The sequence below is a fragment of the Stagnimonas aquatica genome (assembly GCF_003730135.1).
Classification (GTDB): domain Bacteria; phylum Pseudomonadota; class Gammaproteobacteria; order Nevskiales; family Nevskiaceae; genus Stagnimonas; species Stagnimonas aquatica.
Map to the genome: position 1 here is coordinate 1 of NZ_RJVO01000012.1, position 11,482 is coordinate 11,482.

The 11,482-nt window shown below is 68.4% G+C and carries 12 protein-coding genes; 7 read left to right on the top strand and 5 right to left on the bottom strand.

Annotated features, from left to right (window positions below):
- Nucleotides 1-261 precede the first annotated feature (261 nt).
- The gene (locus ED208_RS16840; protein ID WP_158608605.1) at nucleotides 262-1,191 is read left to right on the top strand and encodes a glutathione S-transferase family protein; all 930 of its coding nucleotides are present in this window, start codon (nucleotides 262-264) and stop codon (nucleotides 1,189-1,191) included.
- Nucleotides 1,192-1,248: 57 nt separating this feature from the next.
- Nucleotides 1,249-1,761 (top strand): DUF1993 domain-containing protein, encoded by a 513-nt coding sequence (locus ED208_RS16845; protein WP_123213094.1) that lies wholly within the window; start codon nucleotides 1,249-1,251, stop codon nucleotides 1,759-1,761.
- Nucleotides 1,762-1,890: 129 nt separating this feature from the next.
- Here ED208_RS16845 and ED208_RS16850 read toward each other — a convergent pair whose 3' ends face one another.
- Genes ED208_RS16850 through prmB form a run of 4 tightly spaced genes read right to left on the bottom strand, consistent with a single transcriptional unit; the run spans nucleotide 1,891 to nucleotide 5,386 of the window.
- A complete protein-coding gene (locus ED208_RS16850) occupies nucleotides 1,891-2,424 on the bottom strand; it encodes a YaeQ family protein (RefSeq protein ID WP_123213095.1) in 534 nt (177 codons plus the stop codon).
- A gap of 21 nt (nucleotides 2,425-2,445) precedes the next feature.
- Nucleotides 2,446-3,354 carry a DMT family transporter gene (locus ED208_RS16855; protein WP_123213096.1) on the bottom strand — a complete coding sequence of 303 codons (909 nt, stop codon included), beginning with the start codon at nucleotides 3,352-3,354 and terminating at the stop codon, nucleotides 2,446-2,448.
- Nucleotides 3,355-4,455: a chorismate synthase gene (aroC, locus tag ED208_RS16860; RefSeq protein WP_123213097.1), complete on the bottom strand. Its 1,101-nt coding sequence runs from the start codon at nucleotides 4,453-4,455 to the stop codon at nucleotides 3,355-3,357. It abuts the gene before it with no gap.
- A 4-nt stretch (nucleotides 4,456-4,459) separates the two neighbouring features.
- Complete coding sequence (gene prmB, locus ED208_RS16865; RefSeq protein WP_123213098.1) at nucleotides 4,460-5,386, bottom strand: 50S ribosomal protein L3 N(5)-glutamine methyltransferase; 927 nt, start codon at nucleotides 5,384-5,386, stop codon at nucleotides 4,460-4,462.
- Nucleotides 5,387-5,451: 65 nt separating this feature from the next.
- Between prmB and ED208_RS16870 the strand changes: the two genes are divergently transcribed.
- From ED208_RS16870 to ED208_RS16890, 5 genes are read left to right on the top strand one after another with little or no spacing between them, the layout of a single operon-like run.
- Nucleotides 5,452-6,063, top strand: coding sequence for an SCO family protein (locus tag ED208_RS16870; protein WP_123213099.1), 612 nt, complete (start codon nucleotides 5,452-5,454; stop codon nucleotides 6,061-6,063).
- Nucleotides 6,064-6,083: 20 nt separating this feature from the next.
- Nucleotides 6,084-6,953, top strand: coding sequence for an archaetidylserine decarboxylase (gene asd / locus ED208_RS16875; RefSeq protein ID WP_123213104.1), 870 nt, complete (start codon nucleotides 6,084-6,086; stop codon nucleotides 6,951-6,953).
- Between the two features lie 16 nt (nucleotides 6,954-6,969).
- On the top strand, nucleotides 6,970-7,878 hold the full coding sequence (locus ED208_RS16880; protein ID WP_123213100.1) for an AAA family ATPase: 909 nt from the start codon (nucleotides 6,970-6,972) through the stop codon (nucleotides 7,876-7,878).
- Between the two features lie 15 nt (nucleotides 7,879-7,893).
- On the top strand, nucleotides 7,894-8,946 hold the full coding sequence (locus ED208_RS16885) for a DUF58 domain-containing protein (protein ID WP_123213101.1): 1,053 nt from the start codon (nucleotides 7,894-7,896) through the stop codon (nucleotides 8,944-8,946).
- A 3-nt stretch (nucleotides 8,947-8,949) separates the two neighbouring features.
- Nucleotides 8,950-10,953: a transglutaminase TgpA family protein gene (locus ED208_RS16890; protein WP_123213102.1), complete on the top strand. Its 2,004-nt coding sequence runs from the start codon at nucleotides 8,950-8,952 to the stop codon at nucleotides 10,951-10,953.
- Nucleotides 10,954-11,280: 327 nt separating this feature from the next.
- On the opposite strand, the gene ED208_RS17655 is transcribed toward ED208_RS16890, so the two are convergent.
- Nucleotides 11,281-11,482: hypothetical protein (locus ED208_RS17655; RefSeq protein WP_233575104.1), on the bottom strand; the 202-nt coding region annotated here is incomplete at its 5' end.

Genomic DNA, 11,482 nt, shown 5'->3' on the forward strand with positions numbered 1-11,482 from the left:
TGGTACGCCTTCCCCATGCTTCACCTCCAGTCTCAGGAAGCGTTGCACTTGATCTTAGAATCCGCCTTACTTTTCTTTGCACAAGCAAAGAAAAGTGAGTCGCCAATAGGCGAAAAAAAGCTACCAAGCCCTGCACCGCCAGCAGAGCGCGAACGCGCGAATCGCCAGACAAGGCAAGACAAGGCCAGGCCAGATCAAGCGCATCCAGCCCGCCCGGCACCAGCGTATCCTGCGCACCCCGAACCCCGCCCTACCCGCCCAATGCGCGACCTGATCCTGCACCACTACCCCATGTCCCCCTACTCCGAAAAGATCCGCGCGATCCTCGGCTACAAGGGCCTGGCCTGGCGCTCGGTGGACATTCCGATGATGGCGCCCAAGCCCGATCTGGCCGCGCTCACCGGCGGCTACCGCAAGACGCCAGTGCTGCAAGTCGGCCGCGACGTGATCCTCGATACCAGCCTGATGGTGCGGGTGCTGGAACGCCTCTACCCGAGTCCGGCGCTGATCCCGGAGGCGCATCGGATGAGCTGTCTCGCTTACGCCGGCTACGAGCAGACGCTGTTCTACGGCGCGGTCGCGACGGTGTTCCAGCCCGAGGGGCTCAAGGCCATGATCGCCCGGCTGGGCGCGGAGCAGATGCAGGCCTTCTCGCGCGACCGCCAGGAACTGTTCACTGGCGGCAGCGCCAGACGGCCGAGCCCGGAGCTGTACAAGACCCAGTTCCTGCCCGCCGCCAACGCGCTCAACGCGCAACTGGCCGGGAGGGATTTCCTGCTCGGCGAGGCGCCGACACTCGCCGACTTCGTCTGCTGGCATCCGATCTGGTTCGTGCGCGACAACCCGGGTGTCGCGCCCTTGCTGGCGCCGCTGCGCAATCTCATGGCCTGGGAGCAGCGCATGCGCGCGCTCGGGCATGGCTACCCCAGCACGATCGACGCCGAGACGGCGCTCGAAACAGCGCGCGGTGCCGAGAGCTGGCTCGACTTCGACGGCCCGTTGCAGGAGCCCAACGGCCTGAAGATTGGCGAGCGGGTGCTGCTACGCGCCAGCGACTACGGCTGCGAGCCGGTCGAGGGTCTGCTGCTGCATGCTTCGGCCTACGAAGTGGTGCTGCAACGCCAGGACTCCCGCGCCGGCGACCTGCGCGTGCACGCACCGCGCGCCGGCTTCAGCCTCAGCGCGGCTTGAGCCGCAATCCGCAATCCGCAATCCGCAATCCGCAATCCGCAATCCAAGGAGCATCCCATGTCGCTTTCCATGTACCAGGCTTCCGTGCCCGTGCTAGTGCGCGTGCTGAGCAACTACATCAACGTGCTGGAAAAGGCCAAGGTCTACGCCGAGGCAAAGAAGCTGGACCCGCTGGTGCTCACCGGCTTCCGTCTGTTCCCCGACATGCTGCCGTTGACCAAGCAGGTGCAGATCGCCAGCGACATGGCCAAGGGCGGCGGCGCGCGTCTGGCCGGCGCCGAGGTGCCCAAGTACGAGGACAACGAGACCAGCTTCGATGAACTGGTGGCGCGCCTGGACAAGACCATCGAGTTCCTGCGCGGCCTGGACCCCAAGGCCTTCGAGGGCAGCGAAAGCAAGGAGATCGTGCTGCCGATGCGCAGCGGACCGGTGAAGTTCAAGGGGCAGGACTACCTGTTCAACTTCGTGCTGCCCAACGTCTATTTCCACGCCGCCACCGGCTACAACATCCTGCGCCACAACGGCGTTGAGATCGGCAAGATGGATTTTCTCGGCAAGCTGGAAGGCTGAAAGAGCTATTTCCCTCCCCCGCTTGCGGGGGAGGGTCAGGGTGGGGGCGGTTTGCCCACCGAGGCTGACGCTAAGGCCCAACGCCCCCATCCCAGCCTTCCCCCTCCAGCGGGGGAAGGAGTCCCTAAGCTACTTGAGGGTCAGGCAATCCACCTGCGCACTACGGCTGCCGTCGGAGAGCCAGAGCTGGCCGTCCTGGATGGTGCATTGCAGGCTCATGGACCGCTGTACGAAGGCCGCCAGCGCCGTGTCGCCGATGGTCTGGAAGCGCCGCACGCTGAGGTTGCGGGTGCGCTCCAGCTTGGGCGCGATGCCCTCCCACCAGGGGCCGGCGGCGTTGCCGTAGCAGAGCACCACCACCTGCCCTGATCGACCGCAGGCCTTGAGGATGCGCTTCTCGTCGGGCTGGCCGAGGTCGATCCACAGCTCGATGGCGCCGGTCAGGTCCTTCTGCCAGACATCGGGTTCGTCGGGGTCGCTCAAGCCCTTGGTGAAGGCCAGGTGCTCGTGCGCGTAGAGCGCATAGGCGAGCAGGCGCAGCATCAGGCGCTCGTCGGTTTCCGATGGGTGCTGGGCCAGCGTCAGGCTGTGGTCCGCGTAATAGCCACGGTCCATGTCGGCAATGTTCAGCTCGGCTTTGCAGATGGTGGCTTTCAGGGCCATGTGGTGACTCGCGGATTCAGATCAGGCGCCGAGCGGCGCGGGGGCAGATCGGGGCACGCGCACCGCCAGCAGCACGCCGGCCACCAGCAGCGCCGCGCCGATCCAGGTTTCCAGCGGCCAGGGCACGCCGCTCCAGAGGCGGCCGTAGAGCAGCCCGGCCAGGGTTTCGGCGACGATCATCGGCCCCAGTTGCGCTGCCGGCAGATGGCGGCTGGCGGCGTTCCAGAGGCTGTTGGCGAGCAGCGAGCCGAACAGGCCCATCAGCAGGCTCACGGCGAGAAAGCGCGGCCAGTCCAGCTCCTCGAACAGACCCTGCCCGCTCACCGCGCCCAGCGCCAGCGCGAACGGCAGCGCCGCCGCGCCCTGCATCGCCGACCAGGTCTGGCCGTCGAGCGCGGCGTGATGGCGGAACAGGCGCGCGTTGGCGAGCGCGAAGGCGGTCCACAGGCTCAGCGCCAGCACCGCCAGCAGCACGCCGCCGGCGACATCTGGCGCCACGTAGTTGCCGACCTGCGGATGCGCCAGGCTGGTGCCGGCGATGGTCAGCGCGAAGCCGGCGAGTTGGTAGGCGTTGGGCCGCCGCCGTTCCAGCAGACAGGCCGCCAGCGGGATGGTCACCGGCAGCATGCCGATGATGAGAGTGGGTAGCACCACGCCGGCCTTTTGCAGCGAGGCCGAGAGGCAGACGAAGTAGAGCAGATTGCCGAGCAGACTCAGCACCAGGGCATCGCGCCAGGCGCTGCCTGCTTGTCTCAGCCGACCGCTCGCCGCTAGCAACACCAGCGCGGCAATGCCGTAGGCGACGTAGCGACCGGCCGCGACCAGTGCGGGCGATGCATCGGTCGCCAGCAGCGGCCCGATGAAGGAGAAGCCCCAGAGCGCGCCGGCGCCACAGGCGTAGGCGACGCCTACGCCGGAGATGCGGCTCATCTAGCGCGGCTCGCCGGGAATCCGTGGCGTCGCGGGCACCACATCGCCGTTCTGCGCGCGCTGGCGCAGGGCGTGGTCGATCAGCACCAGCGCCAGCATCGCTTCGGCGATGGGCGTGGCGCGCAGGCCCACGCAGGGGTCGTGGCGGCCGGTGGTGATCATCTCGGTGGCCTGGCCATCCTGGTCGATGGTCTTGCCCGGAATCTGGATCGAGGAAGTCGGCTTGATGGCGAGGCGCGCGTAGACGGTCTGGCCGGTGGAGATGCCGCCGCTGATGCCGCCGGAATGGTTGGAAAGAAATCCCTGCGGCGACAACTCGTCGCGGTGCTCGCTGCCGCGCTGATCGACCACGCCGAAGCCGTCGCCGATCTCCACCGCCTTCACCGCGTTGATGCCCATGAGGGCGCGGGCGATGTCGGCGTCCAGACGGTCGAACACCGGCTCGCCCCAGCCCGGCGGCACGCCGGCGGCTTCAACATAGAGCAAGGCACCACAGGAGTCCTTGGCGCTGCGCAGCATCTCGATGTGCGCTTCCAGCGCCGGAAGCTTGGCGGGATCGGCGGCGAAGAAGGGGTTGCCGTTCACCACCGACCAGTCGCTGCGCGCCACCTTGATCGGCCCCATCTGCTCCAGGCAGCCGCGAATCTCGACGCCGTAGCGGACCTTGAGCCACTTCTTGGCGATGGCACCCGCCGCCACCCGCGCCGCAGTCTCGCGCGCCGAGCTGCGGCCGCCGCCGCGATGGTCGCGGATGCCGTACTTCTGGATGTAGGCGTAGTCGGCGTGATTGGGCCGGAACACCTGCTTGATCTTGTCGTAGTCGTAGCTGCGCTGGTCGCTGTTCTCGATCAGCAGCGCAATCGGCGTGCCGGTGGTCAGGCCCTCGAACACCCCGGAAAGGATGCGGACCTTGTCCTCCTCCTTGCGCTGGGTGACGAACTTGCTGGTGCCGGGCTTGCGGCGGTCGAGATCGGGCTGGATGTCGGCCTCGCTCAGCGGCAGCCCTGGCGGGCAGCCATCGACGATGCAGCCCAGCGCCGGGCCGTGGCTCTCGCCGAAAGTGGTGACGGTGAAGCTCTTGCCGAAAGTATTGCCGGACATGCGCTCAGTTCCCTTGCAGCCAATCTTCCAGATCGGCCTTGCCGATGACGAACACTCCATCGCCGCCGCGCTCGAACTCCGGCCAGGCGACCGGGATGTCGGGGAAGCGGGCGTTGAATTCCTCCTGCGAACCGCCGATCTCGCAGACCAGCAGGCCACCCTCGCTCAGGTGTTCGGCAGCCTCGTTGAGGATGCGCTCGACGATGTCCATGCCGTCGATGCCGGCGGCCAGCGCCATGCGCGGCTCGTGTTGGAACTCGGGGCCGAGGTTGTCGACCTCGATCTCCGGCACGTAGGGCGGATTGCTGACGATCAGTTCGTAGCGCCGGCCCTTAAAAGCGGCGAACAGGTCGGATTTGATCGCCCGTACCTGGCCGCCGCAGTGGTGGCGCAGGATGTTGATCTCGCAGACCTCCAGCGCGCCCTCGGAAAGCTCGCCGAGATCGACTTCGGCCTCCGGGAAAGCCTGGGCGCAGGCAATGCCGATGCAGCCGGAGCCGGCGCAGAGGTCGAGGATGCGTTGCGGCTCCACCGTCAGCCAGGGCTGGAAGCCCTGGCCGATCATCTCGCCGATCGGCGAGCGCGGAATCAGCACGCGCTCATCGACGGTGAACGGCAGGCCGCAGAACTGGATCTCGCCGATCAGGTAGGCGGCCGGACGGCGGCTGTCGATGCGCTCGCGCAACAGCGCGTACACACGGCTTTTCTCCTCGGCGGTGAGCGCCGCTTCCAGATACACGGTCGGCAGATCGGCCGGCAGCTTCAGCGCCCAGAGCACCAGGTGAAAGGCTTCGTCGAGGGCGTTGTCGGTGCCGTGGCCATAGACCAGGCCGGCACGGGCAAAGGCGGAGGCGCCCCAACGCACGTAGTCGCGGACGGTGTGGAGTTCCGGCGGCGGGGAACCGGCGGCGGCGGAGATGGTCGAGAGCATTCCCGTATTATCACCGCTATCCGCTCCTCGCCGGGCGGGCCCACCCCAACTCAGCTCCCTATTTCATGCCCCGAAACATTCTGTTCGGGCTCATCGCAGCGGTCGCCGCCGCGCTGGGCCTGGCCGTCGGCGCGATGCTGCTCCAACCTAAGAGCATCACCATTGCCTCCGGCACTCTGCTGCAAACCCCGCGCGCCCTGCCCGCCTTCAGCCTCACCGACCAGGACGGCCAGCTGTTCGACAACGCCCGCCTCAACGGCCACTGGACCCTGGTCTTCGCCGGTTTCACCTACTGCCCGGACATCTGCCCCGGCACGCTGACGCTGCTGAAGGCCGTGAAGGCCAAGCTCGGCCCCGAGGCGGCGAAGCTGCAGGTGCTGTTCCTGTCGGTGGACCCGGCGCGCGACACGCCGGAGCGCTTGAAGAGCTATGTGCAGTTCTTCGACCCCACGTTTCTCGCCGCCACCGCACCCGACGCCGAGTTGGAGAAGCTGGCGCGCGGCATGAGCTTCGTCTACGCCAAGGTGCCGGGCGCGACGCCGGACAGCTACACCATGGACCACTCCACCGCGCTGATGCTGGTAAACCCGCAGGGTCAACTGGCCGGCTTCTTCACCGCGCCGCTCAAGGCGGACAGCCTGAGCGCGGACCTCAAGACCATCCTGGGAAACGGCTAATGGCGAACAGCGATGCCAGCATCGGCGACCGTCTGTTCGCCGCCATCCAGCAAGTGCTGCCCACCCGGGCACTGTCCAGCGGCATGCATGCGCTTACCCGCATCCGCACGCCCTGGTTCAAGAACGCCTTCATCCGCATCTTCATGCGCGGCTTCGACATTCGCCTCGACGAGGCCCAGATCCGCGATGTCGAGCAGTTCGAGCACTTCAACGCCTTCTTCACCCGCGCCCTGCAGTCCGGGGCCCGGCGCATCGACGCGGCGCCGGAGGCCTTCGTCAGCCCGGTGGACGGCGCGGTGTCGCAGTTTGGCGACCTGCTCGGCCGCAGCACCGGACCGGGAGCCGAGCTGATCCAGGCCAAGGGCCACAACTACTCCGCCGAAACCCTGCTCGCCGGCCGTGCCGACTGGGCGGCGGAGTTCGCGGGCGGCCAGTTCATCACCATTTACCTCGCGCCCTACAACTACCACCGCATCCACATGCCGGTGGCCGGCAAGCTGCGCGAGTGGGCCTATGTGCCCGGGCGGCTGTTCTCGGTGAACCACGCCACCGCCCGCGCGCTGCCCGGCGTGTTCGCCCGCAACGAGCGGCTGGTGGCGATGTTCGACACCGAGTTCGGGCCGATGGCGTTGGTGATGGTCGGCGCCTTGTTCGTTGGCTCGATGGAGACCACCTGGGCTGGCGAGGTGAGTCCGCCGCATGTGCGCGAACCGGCACCGGCGTTCTACGCGCCGATGCGTCCCATCGAGTTCCAGAAGGGCGAGGAGATGGGCCGCTTCAACATGGGTTCGACGGTGATCCTGCTGATGCCCAAGAAGCTGAACTGGGAAGCGCTGCAATCCCGCCAGCCGCTGCGCCTGGGCGAGCGCCTCGCCCGCATCAAGTCCTAAAAGAACGCGTCCGCGCATGAACTCCGAACTGCAAGCGGTGCTGGACGCCCTGGGCCGCATCGTCCTCGGCAAGGACCGCCAGTTGCGCCTGGCCCTGGCCTGCCTGCTGGCGCGCGGCCATCTGCTGATCGAGGACGTGCCCGGCGTCGGCAAGACCACCCTGGCGCTGGCGCTCTCCAGGGTGCTCGGACTCGCCTTCCAGCGCGTGCAGTTCACCTCCGACCTCTTGCCGGCCGACATCCTCGGCGTCTCGGTGTTCGAGCGCGAGCACGGGCATTTCCGCTTTCACCCCGGCCCGATCTTTTCGCAGGTGGTGCTGGCCGACGAGGTCAACCGCGCCAGCCCCAAGACCCAGTCGGCGCTGCTGGAAGCGATGGAGGAGCGGCAGGTGAGCGTCGAGGGTGCGACCCGAGGCCTGCCTGAACCGTTCTTTGTGCTCGCCACCCAGAATCCGGCCGACCAGATCGGCGTGTTCCCGCTGCCGGAATCGCAGCTCGACCGCTTCCTGATGCGCCTGTCGATGGGCTTTCCGCCGCGCGAAGCCGAGCGCGCCCTGCTGCTGGAACAGGACCGCCGCAGTCTGCTGATGCAGGTGGAGCCGGTGCTCGACCCGGAGCGCCTGCTGGGACTGCAAGCCCAGGTCGGCCAGGTGCTGACTTCGCCGGCGCTGGTCGATTACCTGCTGGCGCTGATCGAGTACAGCCGCAATCACCCGGCGCTCAAGCAGGGCCTGTCGCCGCGCGCTGGCCTGGCCCTGCGTCGCGCCGCGCAGGCCTGGGCGCTGCTCGACGGCCGCGGCAGCGTGATCCCGGAAGACGTGCAGGCGGTGTTTCCGGCGGTGGCCGGCCATCGCCTGCTGGCCACCGAGCGCGAGCGCGGCGCGCCGACGCCCGAAGCCATCCTCGACGCCGTGGCGATTCCCTAGGAGCCGACCGCCGCCATGCGCCTGCGGCCCCAGCTCAGCATCCCGCCCGAGGCCTACAACCGCGACGGCCGCGATCCCTTTCTGGCACGGCTGGCGATGGTGCTGTTCCACCCCTTGCGCAGCCTGCGTCGGCGGATCAACACCTGGGTGGCGGCGCGCGTGCAGCGCCAGCCGGGGCCGGTGAGCGTGCCGCGCCACCGCGTCTACATCGTCCCCACCCGCTTCGGTTACGGCTACGGCATCCTGCTGCTGGTGATGCTGCTGGGCGCGATGAACTACACCAACAGCATGGCCTTCGCGCTCACCTTCCTGCTCGCCGGTCTGGGCCTCCTGGGCATGCACCACACCCACGGCAACCTGCTCAACATCCGCCTGCACGCCGGGCGGGTGACGCCGGTGTTCGCCGGCGAGCTGGCGCAGTTCGAGGTGCGGGTGGAAAACCCGACCGCCAGCGCCCGCTACACCCTGATGCTGGGCTGGCCGGACCAGGAGCCGGCGGCGACCGTCGATGTGCCCGCCGGCGGCAGCGCCAGCGTTCTGCTGCCCTTGCCGGCGGTGCGACGCGGCTGGCTGCCGGCGCCGCGCTTCGCGGTTGCCACCGAGTTTCCGCTGGGCCTCCTGCATGCCTGGACCTGGATCGAGCTGGACATGAATGCCCTGGTCTATCCGGCGCCCGCCCCGGCCGGACGCCAGCCGCCGCAGGCCGGCGGCGACTACGGCTTTGCCGCCAGCGAGCGGCCGGGCGTGGACGAGTTCGTCGGCCTGCGCGGCTACGCGCCGGGCGACATGCCGCGCAGCATCCACTGGAAGAGCTTCGCCAAGCTGGAGCTGCCGCAGGTGAAGCGCTTCGGCGAGAGCGTGTCGCGCGAGCGGGTGCTGGACTACCAACTGCTGAGCGACCTCGGCGTCGAGGCGCGACTCTCGCAGCTCTGCCGCTGGGTGCTGGAGGCCGAGCAGGCGCGCGAGCCCTATGCCCTGCGTCTGCCCGGTCTCGCCATCGACGCCGGTCTCGGAGCCAGCCAGCGCGAGCACTGCCTGCGGGCGCTGGCCTTGTTCCAGGCCACTTGAGTCATGGCCGCCCTGCCCGCCACCACCGCCCGCACCTATCTGCACAGCACCAGCCTGCTGCGCCTGCTGGCGGTGATGCTGCTGGTGCTGGCCCCGCATTTCGCGCGGCTGCCCTGGGGTGAGACGGTGGCGATTCTGGCGGTACTGGCCTGGCGCGCCCTCGCTGCCCGGCGACGCTGGCGCATGCCCGGCAAGCTGGTGCGCGGGGCGCTGACTCTGGCCGCCTTTGCCGGCGTCTACTGGAGCTACGGCCGCATCAACGGCCAGCACGCGGGCGTCGCCCTGCTGGTGGTGATGGCCGCGCTCAAGCTCACCGAGATGGACCAGCGCCGTGACGTGATGGTCACGGTGTTCCTGATGTACTTCCTCTGCGTCACCCACTTCCTGTTCTCGCAGGAAATCTGGACCGTCCTGTATCTGTTCGCCGCTGCGGTGTCGGTGACCGCGATCCTGATCGAGGCCAACCACGCCGGCGAGCCGCTGCCGCTGCGCCTGACCCTGCGCCGTGGCGGCAGCCTGGTGCTGCAATCGGTGCCGCTGATGCTGCTGATGTTCGTGCTGTTCCCGCGCGTGCCCGGCCCGCTGTGGGGCCTGCCCTCGGACGCCGGCGCCGAGCGCAGCGGCCTGTCCGACCGCATGTCGCCGGGCGACATCGCCAGCCTGATCCTCAACGACGAACTGGCCTTCCGGGTGCGCTTCGAGGGCCGGGTGCCGGAGCCGCGCGAGCGCTACTGGCGCGGTCCGGTGTTCTGGGACTTTGACGGCCGCGAATGGAGCGAGGGCCTGGGCGCGCTCAGCCAGGAGCCGCTGCAACTGGAGGTGGGCGGCGAGCCGCTGGCCTACGAGGTGGTGCTGGAGCCACACCGCGCGCTCTGGCTCTTGGCGCTGGAGATGCCCGATGTTAGCAGTCTGCCGGCCGGCGCCCGGCTCACCCAGGATGGCCGCCTGCTGGCACGCAACGCGGTGCGCGAGCGCCAGCTCTACCGCATGCGCTCCTACCTCGACTTCCGCCTGCAACCGGAGTTGTCCGAGCGCGCCCGCCGCTACGCCACCCGCCTGCCGCCGCAGCGCAATCCACGCGCCCAGGCGCTTGCCGCGCAGTGGCGTGCGCAGGGCCTGGACGACGCCGCCATCGTCGAAGCCGCGCTGCGGATGTTCCGCGAGCAGGATTTCTTCTACACCCTGAAACCGCCGCTGCTGGGCCAGGACCCGGTGGACGACTTCCTGTTCAACACCCGGCGCGGCTTCTGCGAGCACTACGCCAGCGCCTTCACCACCCTGATGCGCGCCGCCGGCATCCCGGCGCGGGTGGTCACCGGCTACCAGGGCGGCGAGCGCAACGGCGTCGGCGGCTACTACCTGGTGCGGCAGTCCGACGCCCATGCCTGGTCCGAGGTCTGGCTGGCCGGCACAGGCTGGCAGCGCGTCGATCCCACCGCCGCCGTGGCGCCCAACCGCATCGAGCAGAACCTGGCCTCGGCGCTGTCGCTTGATGAATCCCTGCCGCTGGGCCTGCGCCGTGGCGGTGCCGATGCCTGGGTGCGTCTGCAGGACAGTTGGGACTACGCCAATGCGCAGTGGAACCGCTGGGTGCTGGCCTATGGCCCGGAGTTGCAGGAACAGTTGCTGAGCCGCTTCGGCCTGAGCGGCTGGCGCGACCTGATGCTGAGCCTGACCATCGGTCTGGCCTTGGCGCTGAGCTTGTTCGGCGCCCTGGCCTTGCGCCGGGCCATGCCGCTGAGGCCAAGCGACCCGGCGCTGCGGGCCTGGCGGCGGGCGCTGCGGCCGCTAGCCCGTGCCGGGCTGGAGCAGCGCCCGGCCGAAGGCGCGACCGCGTTCGCGGCGCGGGTGGCGGCGCAGCGGCCGGAGCTGGCGGCGGTGGTTGCGGAGTTGGCCCGCCGGTATCAGCAGGCGCGGTATGACGGGATGGAGCCGGCGGATCGGGAGACCTTGGCGGGATTGCGGGCGGCGGGCTTGGATTTGAGGCGGGAGTTGCGGAAACGCTGAGTTGCGCTTGGCTATTGCCTTGCCTTGCCTTGCCTGGCAGTTCGCGCGTTCGCGCTCTTTTGACGGTGTGCTGTTTGCTGTCTTTTTTTCGCCTATTGGCGACTCACTTTTCTTTGCTTGTGCAAAGAAAAGTAAGCAAAAGAAAGCACACCCCTGCGTAGCGCCCCCTTCGGGGGTTCCCTGCGATGCTCGGCCCAAAGGGGCCGCTCGCGAACTCGGCGCCCTATAGGCGCCTCAGACATGCGCTCGCTGTTATCCCCCTTTGGTCCTGCGCTTCTCGGCGCTACGAAGGGGGAGGGAACGTCAACAGCTACATCACCCGCCACATCAAAAGCACTCCGGCTCGTTGGCTCCGCCAACCTCGCGCAAGCGAAGCAAGCGCCTGCTGTTGCTTTTGATGTGGCGGCGGGCGAAGACCGCCGTGCTGTAGATGTTCCGGTCCCCTTCGTAGCGCCGAGAAGCGCAGTGGTCGGGGGGTATGGAAGCGCCCGCCTGTTTGAGGCGCCTATAGGGCGCCGAGTTCGGGCGC